Raw genomic sequence first — 18,788 nt, forward strand, 5'->3', positions numbered from 1 at the left:
CGGCATGGCGGGCCTCGCGGGCGGCCGCCTCCGGGCCGCCCGCGGAGCCGACCTCGACGCGGACGACCTGCGCCTCGAGTCCGAGCTCCCGTGCCGTCGCGGCCGCCCGCTCGGCGACGCCGGCGGAGTCGGGCTGCAGACCGTGGTCGACGGTGACGGCGATCGCGCGCACGCCGAGCTTCGGCGCCTCGAACCCGATCGCGGCCGCCAGGGCCAGCGAGTCCGCGCCGCCGGACAGGGCGACCAGGACCGTCGCCGCGCCGATCGGCGCCAACGCCTCGCGGACGTTGCGGCGGATCTCGGCGACGGCAGGGTCGAGCGACGGACTCATGCGCCCCACCGTAGCCGTGTCACAACTCCTCCTCGGCAACGCCGGCGGCCGCGAAAACCCCGGTTTCCCGGTGTTCCGCGGCGATCGAGGCGGAGTTATGACACGGCTAGGCTGGTTCGCGGCATCCACCGAACGAGCAAGGAGCACAGGTATGGGCGCGTACGACGCCGTCATCGAGATCCCCCGCGGCAGCCGCGTGAAGTACGAGGTCGACCACGAGACCGGACGCGTGGCGTTGGACCGCATCCTGTACACCGTCTTCGGCTACCCGGCGAACTACGGCTTCTTCGAGAACACGCTCGGCGAGGACGGCGACCCTCTCGACGTGCTGCTGCTGCTCGACCACGACCTCTATCCGGGCGTCACGGCCTCGGTGCGCCCGGTCGGCGTGCTGAAGATGAGCGACGAGGCCGGCGGCGACGACAAGGTCGTCGCCGTGCTCGGCAAGGACCCGCGCTGGGCGCACATCCAGGACGTCGACGACATCCCGGAGTACACGAAGAAGGAGATCACGCACTTCTTCGAGCACTACAAGGACCTCGAGCCCGGCAAGTGGGTCAAGGTCGACGCGTGGGCGGACGCCGCCACCGCGGAGAAGCTCGTCGCCGAGGCGTTCGAGCGGCTCGCGACGCACGAGGGCTGATCCGTCACCCCACGAGCCGGCAGTGCTCGTACGTCCCGGGTCGCCGGCCGTGCGGACGCTGCCGGCTCGGCGTGGTCAGACCGAGATGCCCCGCGCGGCCATGAACGGCGTCGGGTTGATCGGCGACCAGTTGTTGTAGACCTCGAAGTGGAGGTGGCAGCCGGTGGAGATGCCGGTGTTGCCCACCGCGGCGATCACCTGGCCGGCGGTGACGTACTGGCCGGCGCTGACGTAGCGCTCGGCGGCGTGGCCGTATCCGGTGCCGACGCCGCCGCCGTGGTCGATGCTGATGTAGTTGCCGTAGCCGCTGGTCATGCCGGAGTACTTGACCGTCCCGGAGTAGGCGGCGTAGATGTTCGCATAGCAGCCCGGGGCCAGGTCGACGCCGTAGTGGAAGCTGCTGGAGCAGCCGCTGGCCACGCACACCGAGGTGCGGGCGCCGTAGCCGGAGCTCTCGACGCCCCCGGCCGGGCGGACCCACCCGCTGGTCGAGGTCGTCCCGCCGCCGCTCGCGCTGCTGCTGCTGTTGGCCTGCGCGGCGGCCGCTGCTGCAGCCGCGGCCGCCGCGGCTGCCGCCGCAGCGGCCTGCTGCTTGGCGACCTCGACGCCCTCCTGTACTCCGCGACCGTCTTCGCGGTCGTGTCCTGCAGCGCGGCGAGCTGGGCCTGCAGCGTGGTGAGGTTGGCGTTCTGCGCGTCCAGCGCGGTCTGCGCCGCAGCCGCGGCATCCTGCGCGTCCTGCATCGCCTGGTCGGCGGCCTGCTGCAGCTGGTCGCGGGCGTCGCGGGCGACCTGGGCCTGGTCGCTGAGGCTCTGCGCGGCGTTGCGGGCGTTGACGGCGGCGGCGTAGACGGCCTGGTTGCGCTCGAGGAGCTTGTCCATCGTGCCCAGGCGCGCCAGCAGATCGTCGGCGGTCGCGGCGGAGCCGGCGAGGAAGAGCTGCATCGTGGTGTCGTCACCGCCGGTGCGGTACAGCTGGGCGGCGACGCGGCCCGCCGCGTTGGCGGCGTCGATCGCCGCAGCGGACTGGGCGTCGGCCTGCGACTGCAGGTCGTCCGCGGTGCGCGAGGCGTCGTAGAACGCCTGCTGGGCCGTGTAGTACTCGGCGGCCTTCTGGTCGGCGATGGCCTGCTTGTTGGCGACGTCGGTCTGCAGGTCGGAGATCAGCTGCTGGATCTTGGAGACCTCGGAGGCCTTCGCCGCCTCGTTGTTCTTCGCCGCCTGCACGTCATCCCAGGAGGGATAGCCGTCGGTCGCATACGCCGGGGAGAGGGATGCCGTGCCGAGCCCGGCCACGGCGACGATGCCCAGGGCGCCGAGGCCGAGAGCGGTGCGACGGTTGACGGGCTGCCACAGCGCGCGGCGTTCATGTGCCGTCGGGGCGCAGTCGCACTCGTGCGCCACGAGCGCATCGTCGATCTCGGAATGCGTCACGGAAATACCCCTCGGACTCGTAACTCGAACCACACTAACAACATCAGTCACATTTGCAACGGGTTTTCCCAGATCACCGGGCATACAGCACCGCGGACATCCTCTCGCCCGTTCGCGACGCCCGCGGCGCGGCGCGCGGGCCGGGACACGATCCGCCCCGCTCCGATTCGCGATTCGGTGCGGTCTCACGTATGCTTGACCGTCGGTAAGCGTGAGCCCCCGGGTTCGCTCGGCCCCATCGTTTAGCGGCCTAGGACGCCGCCCTTTCACGGCGGTAGCACGGGTTCGAATCCCGTTGGGGTCACTGATTCCGGCACAACTCAACAAGCATGGCCCTGTAGCGCAGTTGGTTAGCGTGCCGCCCTGTCACGGCGGAGGTCGCGGGTTCAAGTCCCGTCAGGGTCGCTCCAAGCGACGGGCCCTTTGTTTCAGAGGGCCTTTCGTCTCGGATGCGGCATCCGATGCCGTACGGCTCTGTAGCTCAGTTGGTAGAGCGCACGACTGAAAATCGTGAGGTCACGGGATCGACGCCCGTCGGAGCCACAAGGACCGTCGTTACAACGGTCCCAGAAACCCTCGCCTAGCTTCTACATGGCGGGGGTTTTGCTTTGCCCTGGTCAGGGGCGGTTTTGGTCCCGATCGTTGAGCGAGCGCAGCGAGACGAAACGCGGCTTGTTGGCCTCAGTCTGCGAGCGACCGAACACGGCGAAACGCGTTCGTCGGAGGCGTTTGGGCCGGTCTGGGGCCGGTCGAGGCTCATTTTGTGTTGATCTCGGCGTCGGGATGCACGTCGGGACAGTCCCCCAAACAGCACCCGCAGATCGGATGCTCGACGCTTCCGACATCCGCTTCGTTCTCGCATGCGCAGCGATCGCAAGCGCACTTCGTCCCCTTCGGCGGGGGAACCCGTTCTTCGCGCGTTCGGCATCACTGAGATCGCCGCTGAAGACGACCTCGTAGGTCACTCCGTCGAGCACGATGCTCGTTTCGTCCTGATTTTTCATAACCGGCCAGCTTAGCGCGGGACGATCTCATCGATCCATGCGGCGAAGGCTTCGAGTTCCACCTTGTCGAGGCGCAGAACCACCCCACCGTGGTGCGCACGCCTGACCGTCACACGCGCCTCAACACCATCCCAGAGGGCCGCGATCTCCTGGACCGTCACACCGTGTGACCCTCTGCCCATCCAGAGCTTCGAGGGCGACGAGGTGATCTTCTGCAACATGGCGCTCCTCCCTCTGGATCGAGCCTCCCATGGGCTGCCGACATCCCGGCGGCGGCTGCCGATCTGAGCTATCCGCGTAGCCATCCGCCGAGGTACACTGAAGTAACGGCGGGCAGTAGCCCTCGGAGCTTGGCAGTCTTCCGGACGGTATGACGAGCCAGGCTCACGTGTTTCTACAGCCGGGTGACGCGCCCCTGAACGACGGGCTCGACGCGCCGCACCCAGTCGCCGCCGTTCGAGTAGCACCATGCGACCGCGTCGCTCACCCAGAGCAGCGGCTTATCGTGCGGCGCCACGTGCTCGTACCGAAGCTCTGCCGCGGGATGGGCACGAAGCGCAGCGGCGATCAGCTGACGATCGGCGCGCTCCAACGAAGCGTCACGTTCGATCACGAGGTGAGCGACTCCGTCTCGGAGCGCCGCGTCGGTGAGCGCAGCCAGACACAAGGGCCGCGCCTCTCGGTCGGTGACACCGCGCACGAGCCAGACCGACACCCGAACATCCATCTCGCACAGCCGCGCAAGGATCTCTCGACGCCGACTATCGCTCTCACTCTTGAAGTGAATGCGCCGCTGGCCAGGCTTCAGCAAGCCACGAAGCGCCTTCTCCGAGGCCTGCACTGATCCAGCTGCCGAAGCCGTGGCTACTACGTAGTACCCGCGCGCTTTCGACTCGTCGACGAAGACTCGATCGGCGGGACGGAAACTCACCGTCTCAGCGTAGACAAGGGCACGGTCACTGTTCCGGCTGGCTGTCGAGCTCCACACCGAACCGCCGCGCGAGGTCGTCAAGCGATGTGCTCTCCCCTGCCGCGGTACGTTCACGCACGATTGCCGCGATCTCTTCCTCTTCGCGACGCAGATCCTCCAGCCACGCGTCGATCAGTTCAAACTGGATCGGCGCGAAGCCGAACGCATCCACTCCGACGTGGAACTCATGCGAGCCGTGTGGACCGAAGTCGCGCTCGTGTGTATGTCCATGCAGCAGCGGCACGCCGGTGTCCATGGGGCGGTGCGAACTATGCCGCTCGACCCCGGTCGTATCGCCCGCATAGGGGTAGTGAGACGCAAGCAGCCGGGTACCGCGGCGAGATCCATCCAGGATCTCCGGCAGATCGTCCACCCGGCGTCTTCATACAGCGGGCGGAAGCGCTCGATGGCGTGTTGCGACTGCGTCGCCGGCGAGACGCGGTCATGATTGCCAGGAACAAGAAGCCGCCGCCCGTTCAACTGCGAGGTCAGTGCAACGCTCTGCTCGATAGGGCCGAGCGCGAGGTCGCCGAGGTGCAGCACGACGTCATCGGTGCCGACGAGGTCGTTCCATCGTTCGATCATGACCGAGTTCATCTCGTCGACCGATGTGAACGGCCGACCAGCGAGTTCGCTGATCCGCGCGTGCCCGAAGTGGTGATCGCTCGTCACGAAGTCAACGACGTCGAAACTGAAGTCGTCTGCATCTGGCGATTGCATCTCTGCTCCCCTCTCATGAGCAGAGAAGATCAACTGGCCAGATAAGCCGGGCGACGTCCAAGACGAGCTTGGCCGTGCCATCAGCGCCGCACACAAGACGGCACGAGCCGCGACCGACCTTCGAGCACTCCTATCCGCGTACGCGCACAAGTTCCACAACCCGCGCCCTGTGATCTCGGACCTCGCTCGAGCGCAGGACACTAGCTCTCAGGGCTTCATCCGGCGTTACTCATCCGGAACGGTTGATGCTGTCGCATCACTGCTCTCGCCGCATCCGAACGCCGAGACGATCCTGCTCGCGTTCCCGTCGATCTCGCTCCTAGACCTTGTCGACCTCGGCGGGACCGTTGGAACCTCTGCGCAGGAGATCCGCGACTCGGGCAGCTACGACATGAGCGCGCTCAACTCGCTGCGCCAAAAGATCGCCGGCAGCGCCGACGAAGACCAACCGAGGCGCACTCGGGATGCTCGAGCACGCCTCGGTCGCTCGCGCGCAAAGGACGATGTGTGAGAACTTTCTTTACTCGTTCAAGGCCGGCCTGACGGCCGGCAACGCGAGGTCCTGGGGCGACACTGCGGTGCGTGCGGTCCTCGCTGCGCTCCGGTCCGCGCGCTCCTCGGTCGCCGCAGGACCTCGCCTCACGCCGTTTCCGCGACAATTCTCGATTGGATCAGCGCGATCGCTTCGTCCTCAAGGGCTCTCGCAGACTCGAAGTCCTTCCAACACTGCGACGCTTGCTGGGCGAGGTCCTCGTTTGGCGGCGGAATCAGAATGTCTGGCAGACGCCGAGCGTCGACAACGTCAACCACGGCGCCGTAAGTACCGGCTTTCACCTGCGCTTGCACCTGGCTACATGACATCGCGAGGAAGATCCAGCCTGGATCGACGCCCTCCTTCGGACGTACACGCATGACGTTCTCGCTGCCGAGCCAACTCGCACGGTCTTGTGTGATGAGAGTCGGCTGCGACAGCCTGTCCTCAGCGCGCCCCCTAGCGCCAAATGCGATCGTGCCCGCACCAAACTCGTACTCCTCGAAATCGAGCGACCGCTCCGCGAGGTATTGCAGGTGTACTGGTCGAGCCTGGAGAACCTGCCTGCCGGAGATGATCGGCCTTCCGTGCTCAGCGCCGACGTAGTGCCTCTTGTACCAGTTTGGCAACTGCACGTCCGCGAATTCACCTAACCGTCGGCAACCTCGCGCGGCGAGGTCAGCGCGCAGCCGAACAACAACAGGATCCCAGTGAGCAGCATCCATTCGACTCTGTAATCCGCTAGCGCGCATGGACCACCCCGACTTGAGTGGACTGCCCCTCTCCATAGTCGGCAATTCGGTTTGAACACGCGAGATCAACGAATCGAGGGTCAAACGGGCGTTCTCACGCGCCAATATCGCCTCACGCATGAGTCGCACGACAGCGCCGGTGAGTTCACTTTCGAAGAAGGGGACTCCCACACCCGAGAGATCGTCAGCGGAAAGGTGATCAATGACGTTGCCAGTCTTGCTGCGCGTGAGCAGCGCCTGTCCCGTCTGCGTGCTCAAAAAGGCGAGCGTGTAGAACCGGTCACTCTCGTCGTCGATGTGCAAGCGGAGCATGTCATCGCTCACGACAAACTTCGCCAAGTAGGCGTCCGCGTAGGCGAGAGGACCGAGGTTTCTACCCGAACACGTTTGAAGAATGGTGCCTCGAGCTGGAATGAGTCCCCTCGCTCCGATGCTTCCCGTTGCGGAAAGTTGATCCGACGCTTTGGGCAGATAATCGAACACGTCGTAGGGGCGGAGGTACGGCAGAGACTCTTCGCCATCAGCTGCGTAGACACGCTTGCTTCTTGAAGTAGCCCCGACGACGCCAATCCCCGCAAAACCAGCTACGCGCCGGATAACTGTGCCAGCTGCCGTCAACAATAGGATTCGCTCAGCAGCGAGCACGCCCTCTGACGAGTGATACTTCGCGTCTAGCCGGCCCTCTGCGAACGCGGCGCGAGCCCGCACACTTACAGTGATCATTGCTGGTCACTGAGCCATCGAAGGTACGCAGTCGCCACCTCTGGCAGTTCGTCGTCGATCTGACGCTCAGTCACCTCCACCTCGCGTAGGACCTCGAGCCCCGTGGTCGGATCGATCTCAGTGAGAACCTCGATTCGACTGACTAATGCATCTTCGCCATCAGCGGTTCGGCGATAGATGACGTTGCCCCGCTTGTCGTGACCAATTTTCTCGGCGACCGCCATGAAAAGTGGGTAATCGAGTCCGCGCGCTTCTGCCTCCTGGACCTCGGTCGCGTCCAACCGTCGCATCAGCACCATCGAAGTTTGTGTGTCGTTACCAGGCTGAAACAGATCCCGTTGCATGTCGACGACGGCCAGAATTTGGGCGTGCCGCACGATCCAACTCCTGACATAGGCCATCCCGGGGTTGTTCAGAATCCCGTTAGGAATGACCATCGCCATGCGCCCCGTTCCCGGAACTAGCAATTGCAGGCAACGCTCAATGAAGAGAATCTCCGGCGGCTGCGACTTCTGTAGCACTCGGTTCCCGTGCTGATCTTGCCGGATACTCCAGTTCCCAGACTCGCTCTGGTCCCACACCGCGGCCAGATCGTACTGGACTAGCGTCGCCTCATCATCGATGGGGATCTTGGAGCCGAATGGAGGGTTGGAAACAATGACATCAACGCTTCCAAGAGGCACCCGATTCGCAAGCTCCGCATTCCAGAGATGGGGGTTCTCGAGCGAATTTGCCTGCCACAGACCGCCGGAGCCATCGTTGTTCATTACCATGTTCATCTTCGCAGCCCGGACGAGGGCGGGGTTCAAGTCGATGCCCAACACACACTGTGACAGGTACTCCTGACGCCGGCGGTAGAGCTCCTGCCGCTCGCTATCTGTCCCGATCGTCGGGTCGGCCCACTGAGCGCGCTCCGTCCGCTCTACGAACTCCAGGGCGTGGTTCATAGCGGTGATCAGGAACCCCCCGGTTCCGCACGATGGATCCAGCACGCGCTCGTCCGGCTGCGGATTGAGCATGGTCACTGCCATGCGGCACGCGTTCCGAGGTGTAAAGAACTCGCCGCGGTCACCGCGAAGATTCGACCCGACGATCTCCTCGTACGCCACTCCCTTGACGTCAACGGGAGACGCCAAAAGCGAGTAGCCCTGAAGTTGCGTAACCACGTAGGCAACGACGGATGGTTTGAGATCGATCGCTTCATCTTTGGCGTCGAAGATGGTGGGGTATTTCTTCACCACCTTGGTCGTAAAAAGCTCCTGGATCCGCTTCTTCGCCGCAGTGGCCACGGTGGCATTCTCGCGTTCACTGGGGGTCGCGTAGAAGTTGATCTTTGGTGACCGCTCGTCCTCGATCTTCGTGAAGATCAATTTCAGCAGTTCCCAGAACGCCTCTGTCTTTTGCTTACCCTCGTGCGCGGCGATGTAGTTGTGGCAACGTCGGAATGCGAAAAGCAGGTTATCTGCTGTGGCAACCTTCAGGTCCTTGCGACTCGGTCGCTGAGCGTCCTCTTCCGACTGCCCGAACGCCGGAATGTCGATGATTTCCTCGAACGACCAACCACCCTTGCCGTCGGGCCGCTTGGCGAAGCAGAATCGATCGTCACCGTTGGTCCACATGCCGTATCGGACATTCAGACAGGCAGCCATGTACGACTGAAGCTGTCCGACGCCGTCAGTTTTATTGCCGGGCTTTACGTCAGCTCTCTTTGTCTCAACGAGCAGGAAGGCCGTCGCCTGGGTACGCTCGTTCTCCCTGTCGAACACGACGACGTCTACGCGCTTCTTGCTGCTGCCCACCTTGATGGCGAACTCCGGTTCGCAGGCCTTGGGCGGGTACTTGTACTGACGAACGAGGGCCTTCTCGATGTTCTGGCGAACATATTCTTCGGCCGTGTCGCGTACGTATCGACCCGTGAGGTAGTCCGCGACCTTACCCTCAGGAACCGACCCGACGGGAGTGACTGTCGGCGCTTGAAGCATAGGAGGCTGGGGCACGTGGGATCCTTGCGTGGTTTTCTCGCAGAGCTACTGGGGCTCCCGTAGCCTAACCGGGACCTGTTGACAGCTCGGGAGCCGGGCCGCGAGGCGGCGACACGCACCCCGAGGTCAGACGACGTGGCCGCCCGGTGCGGTGATGCTCGCGAGCCTCCGATCTCTCGTATCACAGATTCGCGTCGCGATCGAATGAAGCGTGGCACTCAACCACATATCTGCCTCACTCCCTTCAGAGAAGTCTGCCTTCGCGATGCTGTTTACGCGGCCGTCGTCCTGCAGCTGCTTCACGTTCGCGTAGTTGGCAGCGTCCGTCCACACTCCGAGAGTTCGCCCTCCGCTCCCACCGACCACGGAGAACACGGGAACGTCGCTCGGACCATCCGCGACGTAAATCATGTGCTGCATGGGGACGCGCCGCTCATCGCTATCCATCCGAGCGTTTACGTCCAGGGTCGGCTCGACGTTCGAACCCTTGTTGATCTCGAAAACGGCCCGTGTCTTCGTCGTGTTATCCAGGGCGTACCCGACCTGAGTCAACTTGTCATTTAGCTCAAGGTGCTCGAGTGTTTCGAGGTAACCCGCAGTCGGCGGGTCGGAAAGCAGTTCACACGCCCAGACCCCGTCGACATGGGATCGGATCGGGTTTCCTTCGATCATCTGTCGCAGCCCGGTGGAAACGATGTAGTGCTCGACCTTGATTTCATGATGAGCGAATCGAGCGTCATCCCGAACAACTGCGCGCATTCGGTCCATGAAGTCGGGCATTCCGGGAGCAAGTGGGGCACTCGCGCCGAGCTCTCGTAGGCGAGCGTTGGTGAGGCCATCGAACGGTCCGTCGTCGATGTAGGTCAGCATGTGTCCGAGATAGGCGGTGTCCTTCGACACCTGCAGACCACGCCCCCGATAGTGATCTACTAACGCGTTGACTTCCTTCCAAAAGGTCGATGCAGCCACCCCGTACGCGTCAAAATGGGCTGCTGCATGTAGCCAGGAGTCAGCGTCTTATCGAAGTCCCAAATGAACGCGATCACGTTCTGGGCATTGAGCGGCGGTGACATCTACGCAATCTCTGCCGGGCTGAATCGCCAGCCGGCCTCGTTTCGCCAGCAACCCTGGAGGCTGACCGCAGTTCCCGCAAGCACGTTGTGAGCCTCGCCGAGGGACGCAAGCTGCGTCAATACCGTTACCATCCATCCGGCGGATTGGAGAGCAGCGACGCTATCCGCAACGCCCGCCCAATCACAGGAGGGTGTCACGACAAGTTCAACGATGTCTGAATCTGGAATGAGGACAGCCTCGTCGACGCCCGCACCCATCAATTCGTCTCTGCCCAGAGACCCGACGATGCTGGACCAGGCGACTATAGAAGCCCTACGCCCCGTCAGTTCCCAGCGCTCAAGCGCCTCCTTGCCGGCGGTGACAGACGGAGCAACAATGGTCGACATAACGCCACGCTAGAGGTTGTCGACGACATCCGCCCATCGACTCGCACGCCAACAAGAGTTGGACCGGCTAGCGGAACCGTATGGTCGGCGTGAAGCGCTAGAGGCTCCCTTTTGGGCCGGTCCCGGGCCGGGAACTCGGTTGAAACCACCCAGAACCAGCCACCCCCAACGAGCACGACTTCCGCGAAATCACGCGGCCAACGAGCACTCGTGAGCACCCACTGACCCCGCGAATACAACTGAAAATCGTGAGGTCACGGGATCGACGCCCGTCGGAGCCACGGAACCCCCGAGGTGGCTTCTACACCGAGGGGGTTTCTTCATTCCGCGCCGGCCCGAGCGCGACGAGGCAGAGCTCCGGCTCGACGAACGGCACCAGCCGCGCCCGCAGGGCGGTCGGCTTGAGGAGCCGCTCGATCAGGCCGCGATGGACCGCGCACACCACCTCCGGGTGATCGCGGGCGACGGCCCGGAACGGGCACGCGTCGAGGCGGATCCGACTGCCGTCGGCGTGGGGATCGAAGCCGAGGCCGTCGAGCACGTCGACGAGCGCAGGCACCGGGTCGCCGTCGATCGGATCGAAGCCGTCCGCCCAGCGGCGGCCGGCGGCGAGGGCCTCGGCGCTGCCGGAGGCATCCTCGGCGAGCGCGCCGGCGAGGACGTGGATGAGCTGCCCGCGGGAGTCCTCGTCGCGCGCGGCCCCGGCGGGGGCGTACCGGATGCGGGGCCGTCCGCGCCGCTTCTCGCCACCGGACTTCCGGCCGACGAGTCCGGCGTCCGCGAGCCGGTCCAGGTGGAATCGGGCCGTCGTGACGTGGACGTCGAGCCGTTCTGCGACCGCAGCGGCATCGAGCGGGACGGGCGACGCACGCAGGATGCCGAGCACGCGAGCGCGGGCGCCGGATGCCGTCGTCGCGCGTGAGCTCGCCTCAGGGGAGGTGTCGGGCATCGGCGTGCTCCCCCTCGTCGCGGCGGGTGATGGTCTCGAATGCGCTGCCGGAGCGGCCGGCCAGGCGTCGCAGCATGGAGCCGGCAATGGTCACCGCCTGCACCTTCGCACGGTCGGCCACCGGGCCGGCGAAGCGGTCGTCCACGGCGCGAGTCCACAGCGCCAGCCACCGCCCGAAGTGGTCGGCGGTGAGCGGATGCCGGGCGTGCAGGTCGAGGTGCAGCTGGAGCGCATTGCGGCGATAGTTGTCGGCGCGCAGCAGCACCGTCTCCCAGAAGTCGCACATGATCGGGAGGTGCCGGTCGAGGTCGAGCTTCGCGACCTCGGTGAAGATCGGGCCGAGCGTGGGATCGGCGAACGCCGCACGATAGAACCCGACCACGAGCTCCTCGATGTCCGCGCGATCCTCGATGTCGGTCATGCCGGCCTCCCGGCGACGTCGCTGGCGGGACGATGGCCGTGCTCCTGCCCCAGCCCGTAATAGTGACGGAAGCTGTAGATCGTCGGACGCCACGCCCGCGGGTCGACGTGCTCCGTGCCGGGCACCACGATCTCGGGGATGGCGTGGACGCGCACGACCTCGGCCTCGACCAGGTGGTAGTCGCCGAGTCCGGGGGTGATCCGGCGGGCCACGGCCTCCAGCTGCAGGGCGCATTCGGCCACGCGCGGCGGCACCACGATCTCGGACTCCTGCGCCGTGAGGCCCGCGGCCGCGAACTTGTCGGCGACATGCCGGTAACGGGAGGCCTTCGCCGCCGGCACCGGATCGCTGCCGGTGGTGTCGGCGATCGCCTCGACCGCCGGCCACAGCTCCGGCTGCGGAAAGCTGACCGTCAGCTCGGGGTGCGCGGTCACGTTCGCGGCGGTCTGCCCGTCCGCCTCCAACCCGATCACGAGCATCCGGCCCAGCGCCCAGTACGAGCTGGCGGCGGCGAGGTTGGCGGAGCCGTCGGGGTTGCGGGTCGCGATGAGCATCACCGGCGTGCCCACGTACAGGATGCTGGGCCGGATCGCGACGTGGCCGGATCTCGGCTCGGTCATGGTCGGTCTCCTCTCGATCGCTCGTGTCAGGCGGCGAGCAGGACGACGCCGAGCGCGGCCAGGAGGCCGAGCTTGACGACCTCCAGCCCGATGTAGCCGCCGTGGAGCACCGTCCGCGGCACCCCGGATGCCGCCCCCTCGGCGAGCACCTTGCGATCCATGAGCGGGCGCACCAGCAGAGCGCCGAGCCCGAGATCCACGCCGACGGCCACGACCAGGACGATCTGCGCCACCGATGCGTCGGCGAGACGCAGCAGCAGCGCGGCCAGGATCACGAGCCACAGCACCGCCTCGACGATGTTCAGCGCCCGGAACACCAGCCGGCCGATGCCGACCCCGAGCGGCACGGTGATCCCGGGCGCCCGGAACTTCAGCGGCGCTTCGAGGAAGGAGATCGCCGCCACCATGCCGAGCCAGACGAACACTGCCGCGATCTGTACGCCCGCCGCTGCCGTCATGAGTCCTTCGCTCCAATAAACCGGAGTAATGTCCTGTCTATTCGGAGCCTACTCGCATCAGGAGGCGTGTGATGACCGACGGCGAGCTGCGGATCAAGCGGGTCTACGACGCGCCCGAGCCGGAGGACGGATACCGGGTGCTCGTCGACCGCCTCTGGCCTCGCGGGCTGACCCGGCAGCGTGCCGACCTGGACCTGTGGCTGAAGGACGTCGCCCCCAGCCCGGAGCTGCGAACCTGGTGGGGGCACGATCCGGCCCGTTTCGCGGAGTTCGCCGCGCGCTACACCGGCGAGCTGGCGACGAATCCGGCCCTCGACGAGCTGCGCGACGCGGTGCGCGCGCACACGACGACGACCCTGCTCTATGCCGCGCGGGATCCGCGCGTCAACCACGCGATCGTGCTCCGGGACGCCCTGACCGCGACGTCGTGAGAGGCGCTCGGCCCGCGCGTCAGCGCCACGCGCTCACCCGCGACGCACCGCGTACCGATGCATCGTGACGCCCGCCTCGAACTCGGCCTGTTCGAGCAGGTCCAGCTCGACCGGCGCGACCGGCGGGTCGAACAGCGGCCGCCCGCGGCCCAGGATCGCCGGGTGCGTGAACAGCAGGAGCTCGTCGAGAAGCCCCGCCCGCAGCAGCTGCGTCGCCAGGTTCGCGCCGCCGACGCCGATGTCGCCCTCGGCCTCGTCCTTCAGCGCTGCGAGCTGCGCCACGGCGTCGTCGCCGCCGATGATCCGGGTGTTGTGGTCCGCGGCGGTGCGGGTGCGGGAGACGAGCACCTTCGGCATCCTCGTCCAGATCTCGCCGTACTCGCGCAGGTAGTCCGGCAGCGACTCGTCCGCACCGGCCGTCGGCCAGAACTCCGCCATGATCTCGTGGATGACGCGTCCCTCGATCGCCATCGACAGACGTCGGGCCCGCGCGTTGAACTCGCGATGCAGCGTCTCGCCGATCCGCATCCACTCGCCGCCGCCCTGCTCGCCGGGCTCCCCCTCGATCATCAGGTCGACGGACACGTTCATCCAGTAGACGAATCTGGCGGCCATGGCTACCTCCGGAAGGTGAGATGCGTCACGCCGCTCGGCGCGGCCTCGACGGCGATGTCGTACCCGGCCTCGAGGCCGCGCAGATCGTCCCAGAGACGGATGCCGCGACCGAGCAGGATCGGCACGATCGCGACGTGCAACCGATCGACGAGACCTGCGCGCAGGAAATCGCGCACCACCGTGGCCCCGCCGCCGATCCGCACGTCCTTGCCGTCGGCGACCGCGAGCGCACGGTCGAGGGCTTCGGCCGGCGTCGCCGTCAGGAAGTGGAACGTCGTGCCGTCCGCGAACTCGATCGCGGGACGGGCGCGATGGGTCAGCACGAACACCGGCACGTGGAACGGCGGGTCCTCGCCCCACCAGCCGCGCCAATCCGGATCGTCGGGATACGTGTGGAGCCCGAACATGCCGGCGCCCATGACCTCGGCGCCGACCTCGGCGAAGTACTCCTTCGCATACGCGTCGTCGAGCCCGGTCGTGCCCTCCCCCGATGTGTCGTGCAGGACCCGCTCGCGGAACGTCCGGGTGCCCGTGTAGGTCGCCACGAGCCGTCCCCAGTCGTCGCCGAAGGGGCTCTCCGGAGTCTGGTCGGTCGTGGTCATGAAGCCGTCGAGCGAGATGTTCAGGTCCACGCGCACCGTCATCAGCGACTCCTCGTCGTCTCGTGCGCCTTCCGGGCTTCCGGCTCGGCCCCCAGCACCCGCAGCAGCTCCACGAGCTGGGCGCGCTGCTCGGCGCTGAGGGCGCCGAGCATGCGGGTCTCGGCTGCGACCAGCTCACGCATCCCGCGCTCGGCGGCCTGCCGTCCCTCGGGCGTGATCCGCACGATGCGGCTGCGGGTGTCGTCGGGGTTCCAGCGCCGCTTGACATAGCCGCGCTGCTCGAGCCGCTCGGCCCGGTTGGCCATCGTCGCCGACGGCGTGCGCGTGAGCGCGCTCAGCTCCGACGGCGTCGACGTGCCGTGCGGGGCGACGCACAGGCTCGAGAGGATCTCGAACTCGCCCGTCTCCAGCCCGGCGCGCTCGAACGACCGCGCCCGTTCGGTCTGCAACGCCGCAGCGAGCCGGCGCAGCCGCGAGAACACCTCGAGCGGCGAGAAGTCGACATCCGGCAGCTCGTGCCGCCACCCGCCGATCACGAGGTCGACCTCGCCGGCGAGCGGCTCGGGCGCCCCGCGCGACTGCGGCATCCGCTCCACCCTCCCGTGACCGACGACCTGGGGCGACATCGCGTCGTCGCCCCCGCCACAGTACCGCCGCGCCGGTCCGTCCGCCCCGCCTCGCCTCGCGAGACCGCAACCGGACGCCGAGACCGTGGGGTCACCCCACGGTCTCGGCGCGCAGATGCGGTCTCGCGGGAGGGAGAGGCGCGGGGGTCAGAGCTCGCCGGGCGAGAGCGACTGGCGGTCGAGCTCCTCGACCAGTCGGGTCGCGGGCGACGGCTTGCGGACCGAGCCGCGGCGGGGCGCGTACACCACGAGGGAGTGGAACAGGAACCGCACCACGAACGCGGCGATGAGGGTGATCGCGGTCGCGATGACGACCGACAGGTGCCACGTCGAGATCATCAGAGCGGTCAACGGGATGCGGACGATCAGCTCGACGTTGTTGAACGCGAACGACTTCGCGAACCGGCTGAACACGCCGGATGCCTCGGCGCGCATGTCCTGGAACACGAACCGCTCCTGCAGCAGGAAGTTCGCGAGGATCGTGATCTCGGCGGCGAGGATCATCGACATGGTGTTGCCGACCCCGTTGAAGGACAGCAGCCACACGATCGCGAGGTTCGCGACGGCGCCGAACGCGCCGATCAGCGCGAACAGCGACATCTTGCCGAAGCGCAGCGCGGTCAGCTGCAGGATGAAGCTGAGCCCCTGGCCGAAGGAGGCCTTCGACTCGCCGGCGTGACGCGCGGCGAACGCGAACGGGATCTCGGCCACCCGCAGCGGTTCGCGGGCGAGGATCTCGAGCAGGATCTTGAAGCCACGGGGCTTGAGCTGCGCCAGGTCGAGCGCGCCCCGATCCACCAGGAAGAAGCCGGTCATCGGATCGGTGACATCCTTCAGCCGGATCGGGAACATCGCCTTGGTCAGCATCGTCGAGCCGCGGGAGACCAGCACGCGCGAGCCGCCGTCGAGTCCGTCCGACTGGCCGTCCTCGGTGTACCGGGAGGCGACGACCAGGTCGACGTCGCCGCGACGGTAGCGGGTGACCAGCCGCGCGATGTCCTCCGGCGGGTGCTGCAGGTCGCCGTCCATGACGACGCAGACGTCCGAGGCGGCCTCGCGGATGCCGGTCGTGACGGCGCCGCTCAGACCGCCGGCCTTGTCGGTGCGGTGGATCAGGCGCACCAGGATCGGGGCCGAGGCCGCGACCTTCTCGATCACGCGGGGGGTGTCGTCGGTCGAGTCGTCGACGAACAGGACGTCGACCTCGTAGCCGTGTGCGGAGGCGGCGATGCGCTGCACGAGCTCTGCGACGTTGGGGGCTTCGTTGAACGTCGGGACGACGACCGTGACCTGCATGTACATCCGCCTCCGTGCGATGGAACGAACGCTCGGGGACCGAACGACATATCCATCGTGGCATGTGCCCTCGCGCAAACCCCTGCTCAGAACGGAAGTCACAGCAATCCGTTAGATAACGCCGGGCTGTTCCCAGGCAGCGGCCCCGGCCTGCGCCCGGCCCCGTACCCTGGTGGCATGAGCAACGATGACCCCGCCGCCGTCCGCATGTTCGGCGCCGAATGGTGCCGCGACTGCCGACGGACGAAGGCCCAGCTCGACGAGCTCGGCGTCGCCTACGAGTACATCGACCTCGACGCCGAGCCGGCCGCCGCCGAGGTCGCGCGCGAGATCTCGGGACGGACGAACATCCCGGTCGTGGTCTATCCCGACGCCACGCATCAGGTCGAGCCGAGCAACGCCGACGTCGAGGCGAAGCTGCGCGAGCTCTCCCTTCTCTGACCGTGCGCCGGCGGGGTGAGGTGATCGCGAGCCCTCGCTAGGCTGGGATCCCCGCACGAAGGAGAGCGCCGTGACCACTGCCGCCCCACCCGTCCCGGAGCACGTGCGGGCGCAGATCGACCACGACCTGGAGTCCCTGCGCACCGGCGCCCGCGCCTGGTCGCTGCTCGCCCTGGGACAGCGCGCCACGCTGCTCACGCAGCTGCGACGCGCGGTCGCCTCGGTCGCGTCGGAGTGGGCGGATGCCGCGGCCGCGGCCAAGGGCCTGACACCGGACCATCCGCTGCGCGGCGAGGAATGGCTCGCCGGTCCCTATGCCGTGCTGGGCGCGCTCGACGGCTACCTGCGGACGCTGCGCGCACTGGCGCGCGGCGGGAGCCCGCTGGACGGCGTCACGATCGACGAGGCGCCGGGCGGTCGTGTCCGGGCCCACGTGTACCCTGCGTCGGCGACCGACCGGCTGCTGCTGTCCGGCTTCACCGGCGAGATCTGGCTGCGTCCCGGGGTGACCGCGGCCGAGGCCGTGCGCGGCGCGGGACTCGCGCAACTGCATCCCGCCTCTCCGGCGGAGATCGGCCTCGTGCTCGGCGCCGGCAACATCTCCGCCATCCCGGTGCTCGACGTGCTGTACGAGCTGCTCGCGTTCGGCCGTGTCTCGCTGCTCAAGCTCAACCCGACGCAGGATCCGCTGGTGCCGGTGTTCGCGCAGGCGCTGGCGCCCCTGATCGAGCCGGGATTCGTGCGCATCGCGACCGGTGGCGGCGACGTCGGCGCCTATCTCACCGGGCGGGGCGAGATCAGCCACGTGCACATCACCGGATCGGCGGCCACGTTCGATGCGATCGTGTGGGGCGCGGATGCCGAGCGCGCCGAGCCGCGCCTGCGGGTGCCGATCACGGCCGAGCTGGGCGGCGTCTCGCCGATCATCGTGGTGCCGGGCCGGTGGAGCGATGCCGATCTGCGCTACCAGGCCGAGCACATCGTGACGATGCGCCTGCACAACAGCGGGCACAACTGCATCGCCGGCCAGGTCGTGCTCGTCTCCCGCGACTGGCCGCAGCGCGAGGCCTTCCTGCGCGCCCTGCACGACGCGTACTCGGCGGCGCCGGCCCGTCCGGTCTGGTATCCGCGCAGCGACGACAAGCTCGCCGCCGCGGACGCCGACTATCCCGCCGCGATCCGCTGCGGCGACGGCACGCGCCGGCTGGTCGAGCTCACGGCGGACCAGGATCCGGCCGCGCTCGAGCAGACCGAGTACTTCTCTCCCGTGCTGGGTGTGGTCGAGCTGCCGGGGCTCGGCCAGGAGTTCCTGGATGTCGCGGTCGCTCACGCGAACGACCGCCTCGCCGGCACGCTCGGCGCCAACGTGCTGATCGATCCGGAGACCGAGGCGGCGCTCGGCGCCGGCTTCGAGGCGGCGATCGCCGGCCTGCGCTACGGCGGCATCGCGATCAACACCTGGACCGGCGTGCTGTTCGCGACCCCGGTGCTGTCCTGGGGTGCGTTCCCCGGATCGACGCTCGCCGACGTCGGCAGCGGCATCGGCGTCGTCCACAACACGAGCCTCGTGCCCGACGTCGAGCGATCGATCCTGCGCGGGCCGTTCCGCCCGTTCCCGCGGTCGCTGTCCGGCGGCGGGTTCACCGTGCTGCCCAAGCCGCCGTGGTTCGTGAGCTCGCGCACGGCGAGCGCCGTGAGCGAGGGGCTCACGCGCTACCTCGTCGATCACAGTCCGCTGGGCCTGGCCGCCACCCTCGCCCGGGCGATGCGCGCCTGACG

23 protein-coding genes, 3 tRNA genes and 1 pseudogene are annotated in these 18,788 nt (G+C 67.2%); 8 read left to right on the forward strand and 19 right to left on the reverse strand.

What is annotated here, in order from left to right; genetic code table 11:
* Positions 1-331: ATP-binding protein (locus tag QM626_RS02605; RefSeq protein WP_415073670.1), on the reverse strand; the 331-nt coding region annotated here is incomplete at its 3' end.
* A 151-nt stretch (positions 332-482) separates the two neighbouring features.
* On the opposite strand from QM626_RS02605, the gene QM626_RS02610 reads away from it, so the two are divergent.
* Positions 483-974, forward strand: a complete 492-nt coding sequence (locus QM626_RS02610) for an inorganic diphosphatase (protein WP_415073672.1) — start codon at positions 483-485, stop codon at positions 972-974.
* A 75-nt stretch (positions 975-1,049) separates the two neighbouring features.
* Here QM626_RS02610 and QM626_RS02615 read toward each other — a convergent pair whose 3' ends face one another.
* Both QM626_RS02615 and QM626_RS02620 read right to left on the reverse strand, forming a co-directional pair.
* Positions 1,050-1,400, reverse strand: coding sequence for a M23 family metallopeptidase (locus QM626_RS02615; RefSeq protein WP_415073674.1), 351 nt, complete (start codon positions 1,398-1,400; stop codon positions 1,050-1,052).
* Positions 1,286-2,407 carry a M23 family peptidase gene (locus QM626_RS02620; RefSeq protein ID WP_415073676.1) on the reverse strand — a complete coding sequence of 374 codons (1,122 nt, stop codon included), beginning with the start codon at positions 2,405-2,407 and terminating at the stop codon, positions 1,286-1,288. The genes QM626_RS02615 and QM626_RS02620 overlap by 115 nt, the downstream gene beginning before the upstream one ends.
* Positions 2,408-2,638: 231 nt before the next feature.
* On the opposite strand from QM626_RS02620, the gene QM626_RS02625 reads away from it, so the two are divergent.
* From QM626_RS02625 to QM626_RS02635, 3 genes are all read left to right on the forward strand, one after another.
* A tRNA-Glu gene (locus tag QM626_RS02625) sits at positions 2,639-2,711 on the forward strand.
* Between the two features lie 27 nt (positions 2,712-2,738).
* Positions 2,739-2,812 (forward strand) — tRNA-Asp (locus tag QM626_RS02630).
* Positions 2,813-2,877: 65 nt separating this feature from the next.
* Positions 2,878-2,950, forward strand: a tRNA-Phe gene (locus QM626_RS02635).
* A gap of 472 nt (positions 2,951-3,422) precedes the next feature.
* Here QM626_RS02635 and QM626_RS02640 read toward each other — a convergent pair.
* The 4 genes and pseudogenes from QM626_RS02640 to QM626_RS02655 all read right to left on the reverse strand — a co-directional run.
* Positions 3,423-3,632 (reverse strand): hypothetical protein, encoded by a 210-nt coding sequence (locus QM626_RS02640; protein ID WP_415073678.1) that lies wholly within the window; start codon positions 3,630-3,632, stop codon positions 3,423-3,425.
* A gap of 173 nt (positions 3,633-3,805) precedes the next feature.
* The gene (locus tag QM626_RS02645; RefSeq protein WP_415073680.1) at positions 3,806-4,342 is read right to left on the reverse strand and encodes a hypothetical protein; all 537 of its coding nucleotides are present in this window, start codon (positions 4,340-4,342) and stop codon (positions 3,806-3,808) included.
* Between the two features lie 25 nt (positions 4,343-4,367).
* Positions 4,368-4,754: a hypothetical protein gene (locus QM626_RS02650; RefSeq protein WP_415073746.1), complete on the reverse strand. Its 387-nt coding sequence runs from the start codon at positions 4,752-4,754 to the stop codon at positions 4,368-4,370.
* Between the two features lie 89 nt (positions 4,755-4,843).
* Positions 4,844-5,182, reverse strand: a pseudogene (locus QM626_RS02655) (hypothetical protein); the annotation flags it as partial.
* 88 nt (positions 5,183-5,270) lie between these two features.
* Here QM626_RS02655 and QM626_RS02660 point away from each other — a divergent pair.
* Positions 5,271-5,612 carry a hypothetical protein gene (locus QM626_RS02660; RefSeq protein WP_415073682.1) on the forward strand — a complete coding sequence of 114 codons (342 nt, stop codon included), beginning with the start codon at positions 5,271-5,273 and terminating at the stop codon, positions 5,610-5,612.
* 128 nt (positions 5,613-5,740) lie between these two features.
* Here QM626_RS02660 and QM626_RS02665 read toward each other — a convergent pair whose 3' ends face one another.
* The 8 genes from QM626_RS02665 to QM626_RS02700 all read right to left on the reverse strand — a co-directional run bounded on the left by QM626_RS02665 (position 5,741) and on the right by QM626_RS02700 (position 12,998).
* On the reverse strand, positions 5,741-6,709 hold the full coding sequence (locus tag QM626_RS02665; protein WP_415073684.1) for a hypothetical protein: 969 nt from the start codon (positions 6,707-6,709) through the stop codon (positions 5,741-5,743).
* 395 nt (positions 6,710-7,104) lie between these two features.
* Positions 7,105-9,105, reverse strand: coding sequence for an N-6 DNA methylase (locus QM626_RS02670; RefSeq protein WP_415073686.1), 2,001 nt, complete (start codon positions 9,103-9,105; stop codon positions 7,105-7,107).
* Between the two features lie 111 nt (positions 9,106-9,216).
* Positions 9,217-10,059, reverse strand: a complete 843-nt coding sequence (locus QM626_RS02675; protein WP_415073688.1) for a haloacid dehalogenase-like hydrolase — start codon at positions 10,057-10,059, stop codon at positions 9,217-9,219.
* Between the two features lie 104 nt (positions 10,060-10,163).
* On the reverse strand, positions 10,164-10,550 hold the full coding sequence (locus QM626_RS02680; protein ID WP_415073690.1) for a hypothetical protein: 387 nt from the start codon (positions 10,548-10,550) through the stop codon (positions 10,164-10,166).
* Between the two features lie 301 nt (positions 10,551-10,851).
* Positions 10,852-11,499, reverse strand: coding sequence for a helix-turn-helix transcriptional regulator (locus QM626_RS02685; RefSeq protein ID WP_415073692.1), 648 nt, complete (start codon positions 11,497-11,499; stop codon positions 10,852-10,854).
* Entirely contained in the window at positions 11,480-11,920 is a 441-nt protein-coding gene (locus tag QM626_RS02690; protein ID WP_415073694.1) for a group III truncated hemoglobin, read from the reverse strand. Before QM626_RS02690 ends, QM626_RS02685 begins: the two co-directional genes overlap by 20 nt.
* Positions 11,917-12,540 (reverse strand): flavin reductase family protein, encoded by a 624-nt coding sequence (locus QM626_RS02695; protein WP_415073696.1) that lies wholly within the window; start codon positions 12,538-12,540, stop codon positions 11,917-11,919. Before QM626_RS02695 ends, QM626_RS02690 begins: the two co-directional genes overlap by 4 nt.
* 26 nt (positions 12,541-12,566) lie before the next feature.
* Positions 12,567-12,998, reverse strand: a complete 432-nt coding sequence (locus QM626_RS02700) for a hypothetical protein (protein WP_415073698.1) — start codon at positions 12,996-12,998, stop codon at positions 12,567-12,569.
* Between the two features lie 71 nt (positions 12,999-13,069).
* On the opposite strand from QM626_RS02700, the gene QM626_RS02705 reads away from it, so the two are divergent.
* The gene (locus QM626_RS02705; protein WP_415073700.1) at positions 13,070-13,429 is read left to right on the forward strand and encodes a DUF488 domain-containing protein; all 360 of its coding nucleotides are present in this window, start codon (positions 13,070-13,072) and stop codon (positions 13,427-13,429) included.
* 33 nt (positions 13,430-13,462) lie between these two features.
* On the opposite strand, the gene QM626_RS02710 is transcribed toward QM626_RS02705, so the two are convergent.
* From QM626_RS02710 to QM626_RS02725, 4 genes are all read right to left on the reverse strand, one after another.
* Positions 13,463-14,044, reverse strand: coding sequence for a dihydrofolate reductase family protein (locus QM626_RS02710; RefSeq protein ID WP_415073702.1), 582 nt, complete (start codon positions 14,042-14,044; stop codon positions 13,463-13,465).
* Positions 14,045-14,046: 2 nt separating this feature from the next.
* Positions 14,047-14,691, reverse strand: coding sequence for a dihydrofolate reductase family protein (locus tag QM626_RS02715; protein ID WP_415073742.1), 645 nt, complete (start codon positions 14,689-14,691; stop codon positions 14,047-14,049).
* On the reverse strand, positions 14,688-15,233 hold the full coding sequence (locus QM626_RS02720; RefSeq protein ID WP_415073704.1) for a MarR family winged helix-turn-helix transcriptional regulator: 546 nt from the start codon (positions 15,231-15,233) through the stop codon (positions 14,688-14,690). Before QM626_RS02720 ends, QM626_RS02715 begins: the two co-directional genes overlap by 4 nt.
* 186 nt (positions 15,234-15,419) lie before the next feature.
* Positions 15,420-16,568: a glycosyltransferase gene (locus tag QM626_RS02725; protein ID WP_415073706.1), complete on the reverse strand. Its 1,149-nt coding sequence runs from the start codon at positions 16,566-16,568 to the stop codon at positions 15,420-15,422.
* Between the two features lie 177 nt (positions 16,569-16,745).
* Between QM626_RS02725 and QM626_RS02730 the strand changes: the two genes are divergently transcribed.
* Both QM626_RS02730 and QM626_RS02735 read left to right on the forward strand, forming a co-directional pair.
* Positions 16,746-17,009, forward strand: coding sequence for a glutaredoxin family protein (locus QM626_RS02730; protein ID WP_415073708.1), 264 nt, complete (start codon positions 16,746-16,748; stop codon positions 17,007-17,009).
* Between the two features lie 70 nt (positions 17,010-17,079).
* Positions 17,080-18,786 (forward strand): aldehyde dehydrogenase family protein, encoded by a 1,707-nt coding sequence (locus tag QM626_RS02735; RefSeq protein ID WP_415073710.1) that lies wholly within the window; start codon positions 17,080-17,082, stop codon positions 18,784-18,786.
* Positions 18,787-18,788: the final 2 nt, after the last annotated feature.

The organism is Microbacterium sp. (genome assembly GCF_047606385.1).
Lineage (GTDB): Bacteria > Actinomycetota > Actinomycetes > Actinomycetales > Microbacteriaceae > Microbacterium.